At 38.5% G+C, this 19,005-nt stretch carries 9 protein-coding genes; 3 read left to right on the top strand and 6 right to left on the bottom strand.

Features of this window, described 5'->3' with window-relative positions; translation table 11 throughout:
• Positions 1–80 precede the first annotated feature (80 nt).
• Positions 81–4,403, top strand: a complete 4,323-nt coding sequence (locus D0T53_RS09295) for a two-component regulator propeller domain-containing protein (protein ID WP_163267155.1) — start codon at positions 81–83, stop codon at positions 4,401–4,403.
• 74 nt (positions 4,404–4,477) lie between these two features.
• Here D0T53_RS09295 and D0T53_RS09290 read toward each other — a convergent pair whose 3' ends face one another.
• The 6 genes from D0T53_RS09290 to D0T53_RS09265 form a co-directional block, all read right to left on the bottom strand.
• The gene (locus D0T53_RS09290) at positions 4,478–5,062 is read right to left on the bottom strand and encodes a DUF4468 domain-containing protein (protein WP_163267153.1); all 585 of its coding nucleotides are present in this window, start codon (positions 5,060–5,062) and stop codon (positions 4,478–4,480) included.
• Between the two features lie 77 nt (positions 5,063–5,139).
• Positions 5,140–7,683, bottom strand: a complete 2,544-nt coding sequence (locus D0T53_RS09285) for a hypothetical protein (RefSeq protein WP_163267151.1) — start codon at positions 7,681–7,683, stop codon at positions 5,140–5,142.
• 51 nt (positions 7,684–7,734) lie between these two features.
• Positions 7,735–8,517 (bottom strand): rhamnogalacturonan acetylesterase, encoded by a 783-nt coding sequence (locus tag D0T53_RS09280; RefSeq protein WP_163267149.1) that lies wholly within the window; start codon positions 8,515–8,517, stop codon positions 7,735–7,737.
• A gap of 17 nt (positions 8,518–8,534) precedes the next feature.
• Complete coding sequence (locus D0T53_RS09275) at positions 8,535–10,622, bottom strand: beta-galactosidase (protein WP_163267147.1); 2,088 nt, start codon at positions 10,620–10,622, stop codon at positions 8,535–8,537.
• Positions 10,619–13,414 (bottom strand): glycosyl hydrolase, encoded by a 2,796-nt coding sequence (locus D0T53_RS09270; RefSeq protein ID WP_163267145.1) that lies wholly within the window; start codon positions 13,412–13,414, stop codon positions 10,619–10,621. The genes D0T53_RS09275 and D0T53_RS09270 overlap by 4 nt, the downstream gene beginning before the upstream one ends.
• A gap of 13 nt (positions 13,415–13,427) precedes the next feature.
• Positions 13,428–16,265, bottom strand: a complete 2,838-nt coding sequence (locus D0T53_RS09265) for a sugar-binding domain-containing protein (protein ID WP_255489426.1) — start codon at positions 16,263–16,265, stop codon at positions 13,428–13,430.
• A gap of 292 nt (positions 16,266–16,557) precedes the next feature.
• Between D0T53_RS09265 and D0T53_RS09260 the strand changes: the two genes are divergently transcribed.
• Both D0T53_RS09260 and D0T53_RS09255 read left to right on the top strand, forming a co-directional pair.
• Positions 16,558–18,408, top strand: a complete 1,851-nt coding sequence (locus D0T53_RS09260; protein WP_163267143.1) for a YgiQ family radical SAM protein — start codon at positions 16,558–16,560, stop codon at positions 18,406–18,408.
• Between the two features lie 39 nt (positions 18,409–18,447).
• Positions 18,448–18,930 carry a hypothetical protein gene (locus D0T53_RS09255; protein ID WP_163267141.1) on the top strand — a complete coding sequence of 161 codons (483 nt, stop codon included), beginning with the start codon at positions 18,448–18,450 and terminating at the stop codon, positions 18,928–18,930.
• Positions 18,931–19,005 lie beyond the last annotated feature (75 nt).

The following is a 19,005-nucleotide window of genomic DNA, read 5'->3' as shown; positions in this document are numbered from 1 at the left end:
TTTAAACAATTTCTTAATATCAATTTGAATTATTATTTCGTATTTTTGAATACTAAACACAATATGATAATTAGGAAAAGATGAATATCATAAAATCTATTTTTGTTTTCCTGTGCTTTCTAATACCATTTAAACTATTACCTAACAAAGCAACAGGATTCCATTTTTATCAAATAAGTACAAAAGATGGCCTTTCTCAAAACACTGTAAGAACAATACTCGAAGACAGTAAGGGTTTTATTTGGGCCGGAACATTGGATGGTCTGAATCGTTACGACGGATATCAGATTATTACCTATAAGCCGAAAATCGGAAGCATGAATTCGCTCGAAGATCATCGGATAAAAGACGTGTATGAAGATAAAAATAACTATCTGTGGATTAAAACATATCGTAACGGATTCGATTGTTACGATCCTATCACCGATTCTTTTATAAACTATCTGCCTAACGACATAGACAACGAGACTGCTCTTTACAACGATTATTACGAAGCTTCGGACGGAAGCATATGGCTGTGGGGAAATGTTCCCGGCTGCCTCAGGGTTAGGCGCGAAAACAATAAGTTTACTACAACATTCTTCCTCAATAGTACACAATCGGGAAAAATACATGCCCGTTTTATATTCGAAGACTCTAAAGGGGCAATATGGACCGGAGATAATACAGGCTTGTACAAAATAGACGGAGACGAGGTTGCCGCATACTACAACAACACTAAAAACAGGCGTTCGCTTTCTAATGCCACGGAGTTAAACAATAAAATATACTTTTCGACAGAAGAGTCGTCTATTATTGAATACGACCTGAAAAACAAAATATTCAACGAAATAAAATATCCATTGTTCAACGATTCTTTTATTGACATTACAAAGCTATCGAACAATGAAGTACTTATTATAACTAAATCGTCAGGTATTATATCTTACAATGTTAATACTCAACGATTCGGCACTCCCGAATGGAGTAAAGACAAGGACCTCGCCGGTAACATAGAATTTATTGTAGACCGAAAACAGGGCATTTGGATATATAACCACTCCGGAATTGTTTGGTATTACAATCCCGAAACAATGAAAACCCGCAAACTGACTCTGATACCTAAAGATATAGCCCAAATTATTGACCTTGAAAGATACAACGTATTTATCGATTCGAAAGACTTGATATGGGTAACAACTTACGGAAACGGTCTATTTTGTTACGACAATCAATCCGAAACATTGGTTAACTACAAATATAACTCGAACCAGAACAGCCCGGCCTCTAATTATATATTATCAATAGCCGAAGACCGTTTTGGAAATATTTGGATCGGGAGCGAATATGCCGGTATTATAAAAGTAACCAAACCCAATTATAACATTAGTATAATACATCCCGAAGAAACAACCTCGTTGGGGAAAAACAACAATGTACGTACAATATACGAGTCGTCGCTCAATGATATTTGGGTAGGGACTAAAAACGGAAGCTTATATGTATATAATGAAGAGATGACTTCTGCTCGTTGTATAGAAAAAGACCTGAATCCGTATTGTATGATCGAAGATAAATTATTTCGTATGTGGGTTGGAACTAAAGGCAAAGGTTTACACCTTATTGATTCGAGATCGCATAACACAATAAAACAGTTTAATGCATCCGAAACGAATAAAGAAAGTCTTAGCGGCAACACCATTTTTAACATCATGCAAGATAGCAAAGACCGCATCTGGATAGGAACTTTCGGTAACGGAATAAATCTTGTACAAGAATCGAACGATAAAATAACATTCAAGCGATTTTTTAATAACGAAGGAAACAGAAGTTATATTCGTTACCTGTATCAGGATAGTAAAGAGAGAATATGGGCCGGCACAAGCGATGGTATCATACGTTTCAACCCCGAAGAATTACTAAAGAACCCACAGGCGTATACGACATACAAACTGGATTTAAAGAAAGAGAATAGCCTGAACAGTAACGATATAAAAACCATATACGAAGACAATAGCGGACAAATATGGATTGGTACTGCCGGAGGCGGACTAAACAGGTACATTGAAGCTACTGAGAACCATAGCGAATATTTTATAGCCTACACAACCGTGGACGGGCTTTCGGGCGATATTGTATCGGGGATACTTGAAGACAACGAGCAGAACTTATGGATAAGCAGCGAAAATGGGATAACAAAATTCGACAAAAAGGGTAATTCATTTATGACTTACCACTTTTCGGAAAAAACCTATGGAAATCATTTCAATGAAAATGCTAATCTGTTTTGCCGTAATGGAGATATGATGTGGGGAAGCCTCGATGGTGTTATTGCTTTCAACCCTGAATCTTTTATTCCGGAAGAAAATACTCCGCCTGTTACATTAACCGACTTTTTTATTTATAACCAGAAGGCTAAAGCCGGCGAACCCGACTCGCCATTAAAAAAATCCATATCATATTCCGATAAGGTTGAGTTAAATTATAAGCAAAACACCTTTACTATAGAGTTTGCAACTCTTAGTTTGAAGAACCCCGAGAAGAACAAATATACATACAGACTTAAGGATTACGACAAGCAATGGAGCCCTACTAATCATATCAATACTGCAACATACAAAAATATCCCGCCCGGAAAATACACCTTTATGGTTAGAGGTAGCAATAGCGACGGAATTTGGAACCCTAAAACCACTGAAGTAGAAATAATAATCACACCCCCATTCTGGAAGTCGATTTGGGCATATATCATATATTCTGTATTAATACTATTGGCGATTTACATAATTATGCATCTTGTCAATAAGTTTTATAAACTAAACAATGCTGTTGAAGTTGAAAAGCAATTAACAAACCACAAGCTTCGTTTTTTCACTAATATATCGCATGAGTTTAGAACCCCACTTACTCTTATCAGAGGTGCAGTAGAAAACCTAAACGAGCAGACTGATGTTCCCGAACGGGTAAAAAAACACATAAATGTGCTAAGCAGGAATTCGTCGATATTAACACGGTTGATTGACCAATTGCTGGAATTCAGAAAGCTACAAAACAACGTATTAAGGCTCGATTTGGAAGAAACCGACGTTATTGAGTTTGTGCGCGACATTTACACAGGATTCTCTGACATTGCAGCACAAAAACAAATTGAATATACTTTCGTTAGCGAAACCAATTCGTTCCGCACGTATATCGACCGCAGAAAACTTGATAAAATCATTTACAACCTACTGGCAAATGCTTTCAAGTTTACATTGAAAGGAGGAAAAATAGATGTCAAAATATCAATCAATCAAAAAAACGAATCCTTTACAATATCGGTAAAAGATAATGGTATAGGTATAGATAAAGAGAAACAAGATTTGCTATTCAGCAGATTTATGCAAATAAACTTCTCTTCTTCGGGTACAGGTGTAGGATTATCGTTGGTAAAAGAATTTGTTGACGTACATAAGGGTAAGGTTTGGTACGAAACTAATACCGAAGATGGTAAAGGATCGATATTTAATGTTGAATTATCGAGTTCACCCAATACATATAAAGGCGAAAACTTCATACAGAGCCCACATCCTGACATTATTGAAGAGAAACAAGACCCGCTGGTTATGTTTCCTTCCGAAGCCGTTGAAATTATACGGCCGGATATCGACGACTCAACATTAGCCAACTATAAAATGCTTATAATAGACGACAATGACGACATTCGCAACTTCCTTGTCAATGAGTTTAGTAAGTATTTCATGGTTGATGTTGCCGAAAACGGGAAAGAAGGTCTGTCAAAAGCTATAAATAACAATCCCAACCTGATTATCTGCGATGTTATGATGCCCGAAATGGATGGCTTTGAAGTTACCCGACGTTTAAAAGAAGAATTTCAAACCTGTCACATTCCCATTATTCTGTTAACAGCACACTCTTCGCTCGAACATAAGGTGGAAGGTATACAAAGCGGAGCCGATGCATATATAATGAAGCCATTCAGCATCAAATATCTTGTAACGCGAGTATTTAAATTAATAGAACAACGCGAGCAACTGAAAAAACGTTTCTCTAGCGAGTTTGTTATCGATGGAGGCTTAATATCATCGACCGATAAAGACAAAGAATTCTACGACCTTATAAATAACATTCTTGACGAGCATCTTGCCGATTATACATTCTCGGTAGATAAGTTTGCCGAACTAGCTAAATTGAAACGTACAATATTCTATAAAAAAGTAAAAGGTATAACCGGATTTTCGCCCAACGAGCTCATAAAGATAAAAAGGCTGACTAAGGCTGCCGAGCTATTATTAACAGGAGAATTCACAGTTTCGGAGGTTTCGTACAAAGTAGGCTTTGAAGATCCTTTCTATTTTAGCAAATGTTTCAAATCGCAGTACAAGTGTTCACCTTCGAAATTCGGACAGCCGAAAACGGAATAACAACATAATGTATAGATAAAAAAAGGATTCTGCAACAACAGAATCCTTTTTTGTCTCTTTATAAATCTATTATACTATTGAGTTAAGCCTTGTTTCAACGAGCTGAAAAGTTCGTTCATATTTGTGATTAATCCCAATGCCATTTTATTGGTAGCTTCCTTAACCAGCGCAACCTTATATTTTTGCTCGATAAAAACATATTCGGACGAGAACGAAAAATCCTCTAAGCTTGTAGCATCTTTCTGCGCTCTTTCATCCGATTCAATAAATGTTATGTTACGTACTTCAACTCTGCATTCATCAGTACTATAGTCCAGTATTAATGTATACTTTACCCACATAGCAAACATCGAAAGTGCTTTTTTCTCAAAAGCAACATGATCTATCACTTGTATAGCCATTTTATGCTCCACAGTATCATTCAATCGCATTATCCCTTTCTTCTCCGTCAAATAGGTATCAAGGGTCGATTGCAATCGATTTCGCACCTCAATTTTATCCAAATCCTTGCTCAACGGTATAGTATCCCTAAACGTAACTCTATTATCACACACCGGAATCTTACTTATATAATCCTCCATTTGTGCCCGTGGTTTTATCAATTGCGCCATGCAAAGCGAAGGTATAACGACTATAAACAATAATAATAACTTTTTCATATATGCACTTTGAAAATTTAAAACAAATAAAAACAACGAACCAAATATAAGAATTTATTATTATTTTGCCATTATAGTTACTCCTTCTCTTCGATATAAACTCCTAAAATACCTGAATTTGTCACTGTCTGAGCATCTATATCTACTCCACCTTTAATACTATTATTATAAAAGGTTACAGCTGTAGAACCTGTTGCATCGGTTTTTACATTCGGATTCCAATACAACGTGCGACGGAAATCGGTTTCGTCGGGCAATGCTGCACTTGCATATTTAGGGCTATAAAACTCCGGCATTTGCGTATAGCCTTGTATTTTTGTATTTCTTATGCCTTTGGGGTCTCTCCTGCGGTCTCCTTTTTCGTTTGTATAGATATAAATACCTACAATATTATGCCTAACTTCGTTTGCATACAAAGCTTCTCCAAAATCGACAGCCACAAACCTGTCGAATTCTTCCATTATAGCTACTTTCTCAACCATATCTACAGTAATTTCGTCGATATGTTTCCACATAGAAGCCTGCCCTCCTACTATAAAATTGTTAACATAAAAAACAACCGGACGGCCCTTATAAAAATAATGGTTATCTACTTTTTCACCATTATCGCCACCGGTTCTCATATTATACGAAAAATAAGAGTTTGTATTTACCAGATATTCTGTAATCAACGATGGTTCACTTTTTCCGCTATCCCTTATTTTTTCTACATCATCATAAACATCGTACAAAATATTCGTTACGCCTATAATCTCGTCTGTTAACTTACGTTTCTGTTTTGTAGAAACCATAACCTCATCCAGCAAATACGACATCAACCCATCGTCTTTAACCCCACCTATAACCTCTGTTTTATCCGACTGCCCCAATATGCCAATTGCAGTACGATTAGCATCGTTCAGTTGTGTATCGTAAAATGAATAAGCTTTTGGTTCGGGACTAAAGTTACGATCAAGTTGTACGTGTTCATTCTTCCGGTTATTATCCTTATCTGTCACCTGAATCGACATATTCCACACGCCAAAAAAATCGTCAAATTTAAAACTAAAATAGCCTTCCTCGTCGGTAATACATGTTCCTCTCTGCGACATTCCTTCGGGCGAATAGGCCCACATCAGTATGTTCATGTCTCCTTTTGCTTTTTTACGGCTAGTCGATTTAATTTTCCCCTGCAATATCAAGCCTTCTTCAATTCCATGCCTTACCTGAAAAGATTCGGGATTAACCATTTGTTTCCAATTATAACGCCGCCATCCCTGTACCAACATCAACAAATCTAAAGCACGTAAGCGATCACGGCTATCGTCGGCAAAGTAATATTCGGGATTATTTATAAAACCCTTAATATCGGACGACAATAACAGGTTGGTCATTATGTTTCCTGCATTACTCTCGTTCGATATCAAACCGGGATCTTTTACCGAAAGAGAAAAAGCTGTTTCTACCGGATTTCCAGCTAAATCTTTTACATCAAACACAATACTTATCTTTTCGTATGGTTCAAATTCATCTTTAGCCAATAAACCTTTTATCGACAAAGCCGATTGGTGCTTAATAAAAGATAAACGCTCAGCCATTATTTCGCCTTGGGTATTAAAAAGCGTAACCTGCACCACACCCGAAGGCAAAATCTCCTTCGGTATACGCATTACTTGTGCTCCGTCAGCCGCAGTTACAGTGCTAAATGCATATATTTTACCTCTGGATGCAACTGTCAGCCCCAAAGTGTCGCCAGGTATACTTTCACTCTTTTCTACCTGAATTATCATTTGTTTAGGATGCAGATTGTCCATTTTCAGAACGTAACCTTGTTTTTCTATTGCAGGCAAATCAAACTCATAATTTTTGCCTTTATATACCACCTTTGCCTTATAAACTTGACCGTCCTGTGGAATAAAATCGAAAGCACCCATTCCATCGTGAATGGTTGCTATTGCAGCAACTTCGTTACCCTGATTATCGTATACAGCACCTTTTACATCTATATTTTCATCCAGTTTACCTGTTGCCTTAAATGCTACTTTTGAAGTCAGCCCGGCCACTAGTTTTCCCCCTTCCGGAAAGAATGACATGTCTACCTTATCCGAAAATTCGGACTTTACTCTCTCCACCGGAATTTTATGACGGCGAAGCGTCATTTTCTTGCTGATATAATCTTTCGGCTGTTCTATCTGATCGAAAACAGGAAAAGTGCGGGAAAATATACATTCTTCCCCAAAGTTAAGCATACAACGAGTATAAGCCCTTATCTGATAATAACCTCCAAACATTTCCGACTCCAGATGAAAACTACCATCAGCTTGTCCATTCTCAACTTTCAGCTTCAGGGTTTTTATAGTATTCCCCTCCGGCGACAATAGTTCCACATAAAGAACTTTGCTCAGTTGAGATGGGATATTATCTTCGGCTGTAACAACATAAGCTTTAAACCAAATTGACTCGCCAGCAAAATAGCCTGTATTATCAAAATGGAGATATACTTTTTCTTGTGGATAAAGAGAAAGAAATGTATTCGCATTCTTTACAAAAGAAGCTAACTTTTGCGTTTCTGTCAGATCTTTCGCTTTCAAAAACATTGGGCAAAAAGTCGCTAAAATAATAATCAGACATCTTAGTTTCATGGCATAGATTTTTAATAGACAATAGAAGAATTTGATTCAAAGCATAAAAGATTATTCGAGGCTATGCGTTTCGTTCATCTTAGGGTTGAATAGATTCACATTTTCGCTTAATCCCTTCAATTGTAAATTCTTAATGCCTTCTGCTACAAAATAAGCTACATTACGCGCACCTTTTTCCATCATATGCGTATCATCTTTCAATCCATCGGGTTTAGCATGGTCTACTCCGGGTTCTACCCAACGATAATACGGAATAGAAGCCTTATCGCCCAACATTGTTATAAAGTCTCTTGTTTTCAGATTTACATCAATCAACGGAACATTTTTTTCTTTTGCTACCAAACGAGTTATAACAGGATAGCCCTTCAAACGGTCGTCAACCAGATGCCCCCTTTCGTTAAAAGTACGCATAACTACCGATGTCAACAATACGGGATTCCCTCCCTTTGCACGTACATCGTCAACAAAGCGTTCAAGATTCTTCTTATAATCTTCGTACGAAGCATGCCTTTCAGGGCGAGTAGAAGCATCGTTATGCCCGAACTGAATAAATACGTAATCGCCCGGTTCAACTTCTCCCAAAAGCCTTTCCCAACGACCTTCTTCTATAAAAGTTTTAGTGCTGCGTCCTCCCATTGCATGGTTCGACACTTGCACCTTATCGTTCAAAAATTCAGGTAACATTTGCCCCCACCCCTTAATAAGCCCGTCCTTCGCCTCTTTATATGTTTGAGCTGTTGAATCTCCTGCTATCAATATCTTTACTTTTCGTTCCTGAGCTGTAAATGAGCAAATTGCTATAAATAAAACACTAAATATTAATATCTTTTTCATTACTTCAATCTTTTAAATTACTCTTTCCAAACCGATACTCCGGCTGTATCAATAGACTTATTACCAATAATAAATTTCGCTCTACCCGACACAGGTAACTGCAAAGTCTTATCGGCATAATTAACAGCGATACCAAAACCATCACGATATTCAATGTGTAGCCCTTCCGGTAAATTCAATATAGGAATATTCAATATTCCATATAATTTTTCGAGAACAGCTTTTTCCATTTTTCCTTCTTTCGAATCGACCCCTACATAAGTAACCGAACCTTTTCCTAATTTACGATATACAATAGCCGGACTACCCTCATAAAAGTCGCCTTCGTAGATAGCCCAAGTCTCAGTAGAACTATCAGGTATCAAAATCTCTCCCCAGCTTGTCCACTGATATTTGTTACCTCCAAACGAAACATTATCAGGCGTATGAGGCAATAACAAGTCGTAAAAATCTATTTTTGCACCTATCAGGTTGTAAATAGGTTCTCCAAATGGAGCTTCCCATAATTGCCCGTTACGGGTTTTATGACCTGTACGGCTGGTAAGCACTAAATTTCCTCCAGCCTCTACGTACTTAGTCCAACGTGATACCAAATCTTTATCAAGCATTTCGTATGCAGGCGCAATCATCACATTATATTTAGCAAAATTTTCTCTTTCATCTATAAAATCGACGGGGGCACCAAAGTTTTTCAACGCATAGTAATACTTATCAACATGCGATTCTGTATTCCATTCTGTTGTCTGTCTGTTCTTTTCCATTTCCCACGTATTTTCGTGGTTGTAAAGAATTGCAGTTCTGCGTTTTTCATACGTTTCCGGGTTCTTTGCTTTAGCATCGTACTCTTTGCGTAAGGCCTTTATATCTTTCGTAAACTGCGAATATTCAAGTCCCCCCGGTGTTGGAGTCTTCCCATCAGGGCCTACAATTCCGTAATGATACAACTCCGTACCATATATAGGCTGGCGATAACGGTATGTACAAACAAAGTCGCTCCCTCCTGCAAACACATGCCATAACCACAAGCGCACAGCCCCGGGTAGCGGTTGTGGATTTATCTTACCCCAGTTCACTTGTCCGGGTTGTAATTCCATTACTCCGTAAACCCCATCGATAGGACGGAAAAAATCGTTGGCTTTAGAAATTCTCTCTACATGCCCTAAACGATATCCTTTGCGACCTACTCCAAAATTTTCGCCAAAAACCATATAACGGGTATATGAATGGAAGTCCAGTTCATCACTTTTTCTCAAATGCCCGTCACTATATTCGGGAATATAATTTGTAGTAATCCACTGCTCGGGATTCGAGTTTTTACGGATAGCTAATACCTGACTATCCAGAAAGCTTGACATTTCTTCTGTTGCAAACCTATTGAAATCGAGTATTTGATGCGTATTCATAAACATTTGCGATACCTTCGGTATATTTATTTCCGAAAAATCGGAATACACCTGACTCCAAAATGCCGTACCCCAAGCCTTATTTAATGCCCCTATTGTTTGATAACGTTTATTCAGCCAATCTCTGAAACGTTGTTGAGCATCATTCCCATAATCATAAACAGGACGAGGTTCGTTATCCAGTTGCCAACCTATTATACGTTTGTCTTTCCCGTAATGCCCGGCAAGTTTATCTATCATTTTAAGCGAATACTCTCTGTAAAAATTATTGGATGGCGATGGATGCTGACGCGCGCCATGATCCATTTTGGTTCCATTCTCATGTGTTATCAAAACATCGGGATGCTTACGAACCAACCATGCTGGCGGGGTTGCCGTTGATGTACACATTATAACTTTCAGGTTATTTTTTGCAGCAATAGCTACTGCCCTATCCAGCCATGCAAAGTCGTATACGCCTTCCGATGGTTCTAACTGTGCCCAAGCAAACTCGGCAAAATGCACAAAATCGAATCCTAAATCACTGATTTGTTTTAAATCGCGCTCCCATTGCGATTCTTCCCAATGCTCGGGATAATAGTAAACACCTGTGAGCGTCAAGTCTTTTTTATTGAAAAAAGCACGAGGATTCCGCTCGCTAGCCTGAATATTTGTTACTCCTAAACATAATAACAGAATAACTACTATCGATCTTATTTTCATAAATTCATCTTTTTAAGTTCTTTAATAGAAACCGGCCCTAACAATCCGGACGGAATAATGCCCCATGTATCAAAATTGCCGGGTTTATAGTTCACACTAACAATATTAATATCTTGGAATATACGCCATTCAACACCTGTGCGATCGTAATCGGCTATACGATTTGCAGGCAGGTTAGTAACTTCTATTTCAATTACATTTTTACCATTTTGCAAATATTCGCCTATATTCGTCTCGAAAGGCACTGCAAAAAGAACAGCAACTTCTTTTCCGTTTATAAATACACGTGCGCTTTCGCGAACATCGCCCAAACATAAACGGTATTCCAATCCGTCCGTCTTTGTTATATCAATTTCTTTTTTATAACGGGCTGTACCCATGTTTTTTGACAATAATTCATTAGGCACTTCCGTCCACGATTTTAAGCTATCTATTTTGAAAGATTCCTCTACAGCAGGCCAACTTTCAACAAAACTCATTTCCCAATTGGTATTTAATTCAACATCTTTATTTTCTGCGTCTTGATAATAATTCCACTCAGGAGCCTCAACTAGCTTATCGAATGTCTTAAGAATAACAGACGCCCCTGCTTGCAACTGCATATATACCTGTAATTTACCATCATTTTCCCGAACTTTCGCAAGTCCCGATTTCCCTGTCATTGGATCGAATAACATTGCGCTTTTAGCTTCTACGGCAAGTGTAACCCAAGTATCAACAGGCTTATTCTGAAGCAATGCTATAAAATAATGGTATCCGGTTTCGTTTTTACGACGAATATACTGGCAACCTAACTCCGAAGCTAATGTTTCTTTATCAACATCGCATTTAGTTAATATCTTGGCATAATCTGTTCCGGTTATTACTCTTCCTTTTCCTAAAACATTAACGGAAACAGACGAGAACGAATCGACAGAAGGCATTTTTGCCATTATATCCTTAAACGCCCCCCTGCGTTGTTCCAAATTGCTGAATCCGGGTACATCCGACGGATATTGATCTACAAAAATAACAGTGGCTCCCTGCTCGGCTAAAGCCTGCACTTTGGTTAATGTTTCGAGCGGCATTAGCTTAGACGAAGGAAAAATCAACGCTTTGTAAGTTGCCCCTCCAATCATTTTTATAAGGCCATTCTCAACCGTTGCACTTTCGATGAATGAATCGGATATGTAATCAAGGTCGTACCCTTGTTCTCTTACACTTTCTACTGCTTTATAGAAATCGGGTAGACGCTTACGCATTCCATGTATAGCGAATGTATAGAAAATATCACCTCGCTGCTCGTTCCAAATATCATAAACAGGAAAATACAATAAGAAATCGTTATCCGACGACCCATATTGCAAAAACGATTGAACACGGGTTATATACTGAAAAAACGCAGGGGCATCGCGCCAAATGCTGTTTGTTGGTGTCATGTCAACCGAAGCGTAAAACTTCCAACCCGGCCAAGCAGCTTCTTTCGGAGAGTAAGTCGCTCCATGAAAATAAACATGGTTTACCCCCGATGTAAACATTTGATCTATTTCGGGCTTTGTTTGCGACAATGATGTACGAAAGTGTTCGGTCAGCCATGTAAATGTTTCAGACGAAGTATACTTTTTCCCTGCAATATTTGCTGCCGACGAAGCATATTTTAAGGTCACTGGGTCGCCATCGTTTTCCTTACGGATAGAATCTTTCCGCAAATAAGGTATATCGAAATCGGTAATACCAAACGACTCACATTCCGGAATATCTACGGCTGCATATATATCTAACAAATTAGCAGGCGAACCATGAGCCTGATTACGGATAGTTACCTTACGTTCGTGAGCCCAATTTGCCCATGATGCAGAAAAGTTGTCGTGCAATAAGTTACCGATAGTTTCGCGATAGTCAGATATTATACGTGCCGAAAATTCTGTTTCACCGTTTGCTAATAAATCGGTAAAATGGTTTTCAAGTTTATATCCTCTACGTTTTTCAAATTGTTCAAGAAAATCGGCAGTCCAATCAGCTCCATATACTTCATACGAATCGTTAAAGAAACTATGGGGGAATTTAGCCTTAGAAGCAGAAAATGCTTTATCGAATTTACTAAAATAGCGTTTAACAGCCTCTGCATCAAAATGATTCAAAACATAACCTTCGCCACCCGGTGCAGGACGCTTTACTTTCTGAAATGTTTTACCCATAAAAAGAGCCACAAGTTTGCAATCTTTTCCTTCGGGAGCAGTCCATGTCAAATAGCCTTCTGCATTTACTTTATCTGTAATATCCAAAACTTCCGAGTCGGGCAAATAAGCCATCAGCTTTTGAAGCACTGCAACATCTTTCTGTTTTTTATCTTTCACCTCTATCTTCTCGGATAACTGCGTTCCACCCTTCAACTCGTAGTTCTGAAATATGGCTTTTGTCGCGGCATCTTCAAGCGTAATCTCAGGTCCGCCAAATGGCCAGCCCGTACCCATATTCATATCCACAAGCATATTCAAACGGGCAGCCTCAGCTTCGGTATGCGCAAGCATTTCCATCCACTTCGAGGAAAGGTATTGTATATAATTGTCTTCCTGCCCTTTAACACCGTATATGGGAGTAATTTCAACTCCGCCGATACTAGCCTTACTCATCTCCTCAAGGTTATAAGTCAGGTTTTGCTTATCTACAGCACTACCCATCCACCACCAGCGAGTCCACGGTTTAGCCTCGGTTGTAACCTCGGGCCAACCAGTATCGGGTTCTTTATTGTCGCAAGCCATAAGCAATCCTCCCAAAAGAAGAGCACTTATTATCAAATGGTGTTTTTTCATATTTGTAAGGTCATTAGTTTATTATATTCTTCAATTCGTCAGGAGCATCAGTTGTATGCGTATTTATACGTTCTCCTTCTTTACGTAATAAATCTTCAATCAGCGATAAGTCTACCGATTGCTCCGGAGTAAAACGATGCGAATTTATATAATTTAAAATAGAATGGTATAATTGCCTTGCCACGGGTCTCTTCTCCAGATTATTTTGCAGATCAATGCTTGTTACCATCACTTTTCCATTACCAACTTTTGCCTCAAACAAAGTACCCAATTTACGGTTGATAAACCATGTATCGATAGGCTGTACTATAGGTTTGAATCCTTTTGGGAAATCGGTTATTTCCATTATTTGCCCACGGTTAACCAATTCCCACCATTGTACATCGGTATATGAATCTGTGGGAAAATCATTGAAAACAGGATGATAGTTGTTTACCAATGTTCCCACAGTATGAGGAGGACGCATTTTGAACCATGAAGTATTCCAGAAAGCAGGAGTCATGTATTGAACAACCTCTTTTCCCTGTTCTACTTTTCCGGCTAATAATAATAGTACCTTACCTCCGTTTTTCAATACATCCTTAGCTTTATCATCTATATTTTCGGTAATGTAAACATTCTCCGTTTTAACTTCGGGTAACGTAGCAGGATACACCCAAAAATCCCAATTATTACAAACATCCATTCCTTCGAAAGACACTTCCAGATTCAGTTTCTGAGCCTTTTCGAAAGTATTTAACGGCAAGGTAACCATTCCCAATTCCTGACAATTACCGATTACCACATTTTTAGCAGACAGTTTACCCTGCGAAATTATCTGTCCGTGAGTATCCTTAATCTTCCATGTTGTAGGCATCCGTCCTAACTCCTTTTCTCCGAAATGAGCCACTTCTATTTTTGCCGTCATAGTTTCATCGTTTGTAAATACAAACTTATCCATGCGAGACAATAATACAGTAGGCGCACAGAATTGGCGGAATTGTTCTGCATTTATATATCCTTTCTCTTCAAAGAAAACATTTAGCAAACCAACCAATGCTGTTCCCTGCCCCGAATAGTCGTTTAATGCCAATAATTGGAAGCCTGCATAATCGGGTGTACGCATTGTTTTTTCAATCTCATGTTTATAACATAAAGCTTGTAATTTCCCCGATGCCATCAGAAATTCCATTTCCATATCCGACATGCCACGTTGAGCCAAATCGTCGCGGAATAATTCAAAATTACGGGCACGCATCACCCCTGTATATTTCTTTATTTCGGTAAAATCGGGAAATACACACCATTGTCCTGTTTCGTGCGACACAAATGGCTGTTTTACAGTATCAATCTTTGCCCTGAAATCGGAATTTGACTCTGGCATTGCACCCCAATCCAAACCTCTGGCTCCGGCTTTTACGTGATATTGGTTACGTGGTTGCCAAGCCCAACTACCACCTACTGATGCACCTGTATAAACACGACGTTTATCTGTTTCTTTCCAATAATCTACAAATTTGCTTACCCATGGAACCCAGCGTCCACGAGGCTCGTTACCGATAGCGAACATAGTAAAACACGAATAATTGCCATATTCCTCAACAATACGTTTTGCTTCTTCCCACAAATAATCGTCAACGGGAAGCCCATTACCTAACGACGATCCATGATTAGGCCAGCTAGGCCCTTCGGGCTGCAGATAGAAACCAATTTTATCGGCAGCAAGAAACGCAGCCTCGGGTGGACAGAAAGAGTGAAAACGCATATGATTCAACCCGTAATTACGGCAAATCTGAAACACCCGTTCCCATGATTCAACATCCATCGGAGCATATCCTGTTAGTGGAAAATCGCAATTCTCAACAGTTCCGCGCAACATTGTTTTTCGTCCGTTCACATAAAACCATTTGCCTTCTATACTAAAGTCGCGCATCCCGAATTGTAGTTCTTTTACATCTTCGCCTTGTTTCGTTTTCAACGAAATTTTCAGCTTATATAAATTGGGATTAAACTCGTCCCATAATAACATTTCATCTCCCAGTGGCAATTCCAATTCTACAGCAGTCGAGCCATCCTTCTCGGAATTGAATGATGCTGATACAGGAGATACACTGTGCGTAGTTTTACAGTTAAAACTATTTGCATCTAACAGAATTGTTCCTGATGATTTTCCTTCAATAACCAAGCGAACCAACGCTTTCTTTCCTTTCACATCAGGATAAACTTTTACATTCTCAATAAATGTTTTTGGAGTGGATTGCAACTCCAAACGTCCCACTATGCCGTTCCAGTTTCCTTGAGTCTGGTCGGTTATACTGTGCGAATCTTTACCTACATCAATATCTTTAGTCCTGTTATCGACACGAACAGATATTGTATTATTCCCTGACTTCAGATATTTTCCTATTTCATATACATGTGGTACGCAAAGCGAATTCTGCATTCCTATCTCCTGATTATTTATCCACAAACGTGTTTCGGTATGAGGACGTTCGAGAAACAAAAGAACACGATCGTTTTTCCATGTATTAGGTACAACCACATCTTTCTGATACCACGCCGGACCTACATAATACTTCACAGGGGTAAGCCAGAACGGCAATTTAAGATTATCCTGCTGACGAAAACGCTCCAAGCGGGGATTATAGAAGAACGAACTGTCGTATATACTGGCTGTCCATTGGGTGTTAAGGGTAACATCATCGCCTTTATAGTTCTCTGCCATAGAACCGGGCAAATGAATTTTGTCTCCCAATTTCTTACTATACCAACGTTCAGTTTCTCCAACATCATTTCTATCGATATCGAAACGCCACTCGCCTTGAAGGTCTATTTTTTTATTTTGCGCATAACTCGTCACACACAAACACATAAAGATAAAAAGCAAATACTTTTTCGTTCGAGGTAGTCTAAATTTCATGGTTGTTATTTTATTTGTATTAAATTCTTTCATACTCACACCTCTTGTAAATACAAGATTATGGATATTACAAAGATATTAAAGCACATCGCCCCACAACATGTAATATTATTCAAAAAACTATACATTTTATCATAAATAAGCTATTTACTCTGTTAATCCGTACACTATTGTTTACATATAACTTAAAATAACTTTACTATTGCATACTCTCATCTAAAAGACGTAACTTTGCATTTACATTATGAATAACTATAAATTAACGGACTGGTTACCTACTACAAAAAAGGAGGTCGAACTACGGGGATGGGATGAATTGGATGTTATCTTATTTTCGGGCGACTGTTATGTAGACCATCCCTCATTTGGTGCAGCCGTTATCGGGCGAATACTTGAAGCCGAAGGTTTAAAAGTGGCTATTGTTCCGCAACCTAACTGGCGTGACGATCTTCGCGATTTCAAAAAGCTGGGTAAGCCGCGTTTATTTTTTGGTATATCGGGTGGCGCTATGGACTCTATGATAAATCATTATACAGCCAATAAACGCCTGCGCTCGAACGACGCCTATACCCCTGACGGAAAAGCCGGTATGCGCCCCGACAGAACTTCGATAGTTTATTCAAACATACTTAAAGATTTATACCCCGATGTTCCGATTGTACTTGGAGGAATAGAAGCCTCGCTGAGACGTGTTGCTCATTACGATTATTGGGACGACAAGCTTCATAAATCAATACTTATTGATTCGCGAGCCGATATACTAGTTTATGGTATGGGCGAAAAACCGATTAAGGAAATAGCTTCGCAATTGCAAAAAGGAAAGAGTATTGAAGAAGTAAAAAAAGATGTCAATCAAATAGCTTTTACAGACAAATCCGATTCTTTCAATATAAACGAAGAAGATATTAAACTGTATTCGTTTAAAGAATGCTTAAGGGAAAAAATAAATCAGGCGAAGAACTTCAAAATAGTGGAAGAACAATCGAACATGGTAAAAGCAGCACGTATATTGCAGCAACACGACGAAGATATTGTTGTGATAAATCCACCATATCCGGTTATGACCGAAACTGAAATAGATGCTTCGTTCGACCTGCCTTATACACGCCTACCCCATCCCAAATACAAGAACAAAACCATTCCTGCATTCGAGATGATAAAATTCTCAGTAAACATGCATAGAGGATGCTTCGGGGGATGTGCTTTCTGTACCATATCGGCCCATCAAGGGAAATTTATTGCTTCGCGCTCTAAAAAATCGATTCTGAAAGAAGTGCAAGCCATAACCCGAATGCCCGATTTCAAAGGTTATTTGAGCGATTTGGGAGGTCCTTCGGCAAATATGTATGCGATGAAAGGGATAGACGAAGGTATTTGCAGTAAATGCAAACGCCCTTCTTGTATTTACCCCAAAATATGTAATAATTTAAATACCAATCACAGCCCTCTGTTAGATATTTATCGTTCGGTAGATTCTTTAGAAGGTATTAAAAAATCGTTTATTGGCAGTGGTGTTCGTTACGATATGCTTTTACACCGAACCAATGATCAGAAGTTAGACAAAGCTGCGGCCGATTATACCCGCGAGTTGATATTGAAACATGTATCGGGCAGATTGAAGGTAGCTCCGGAGCACACATCGGATAAAGTACTGCATTGCATGCGAAAACCTTCGTTCAAACTATTCTTCGATTTCAAAAAAATATTCGACAAAGTAAATACCGAACACGGATTAAAGCAGCAATTGATCCCATATTTTATATCGTCGCATCCCGCATGTAACGAGCTTGACATGGCCGAACTAGCCGTCGCCACCAAACCTTTGGGTTTTAATCTTGAACAAGTACAAGATTTTACTCCGTCGCCGATGACTTTAGCCACCGAAATATACTATACCGGATATCATCCTTATACGCTGGAAAAAGTTTATACAGCAAGAACCAAAGACCAGAAACTTGCTCAGCGCCAATATTTTTTCTGGTACGATAAGAACTACCGCTCACAGATAACAAAATCGCTTCATAAACTGAAAAGAGAGGATCTTCTAAACAAATTATACTTCACAAATAACAAGAATAAAAACAAAACATCCTGACTCTTTGTTTATTAGATAAATAGCTTAAACTTTTATCTAATGAACAGAATATTTTTTCTCATTTTAATTGCAATTTTCTTCGCTGCTTGTAGTAACACCTCTTATCAAAAAGCAGAATCTGCCTCCGGCGTTAAAAACGAAACATCGAAAACAGAAATACCTTACACTATAGCTGAACGATATTTTGTTAGAAACACCGTAAACGATAAGCTCTTCGAATTAAAGATAGATAGTGCTGAAGAATTTGAGAAATATTTGGGTATAGGAACTATTATGGGAGAGAGAGGAAAAGCCACTGAAATAGATTTTTCGCTCCAATCTGTTTTAGCTATTATAGTTCCCGAGAGTCAGCATGTAACAACAATTGACAGTAAAGAACTTGTAAAAGAGGGCGACCAAATTGTATTTCGCTATATTGTCAAAAGGGGCAAAGAACAAAGCTTTAAGGTGCGCCCTGTATTATTGATAATTGTCGATAAAGAATATTCCAAAGATGTAAAATTCTACGGAGAAGAAATATAATACCCTGTCCCGTCCTAATATAGGTTGACAGGATTTATACTAAAATATAATAAGAATCGGTAGTCTTTAGTCTAT

Origin of the sequence: Dysgonomonas sp. 216 (assembly GCF_010501065.1) — a bacterium.
GTDB lineage: Bacteria > Bacteroidota > Bacteroidia > Bacteroidales > Dysgonomonadaceae > QVMM01.
This window is presented reverse-complemented; position numbering and strand designations above follow the sequence as displayed.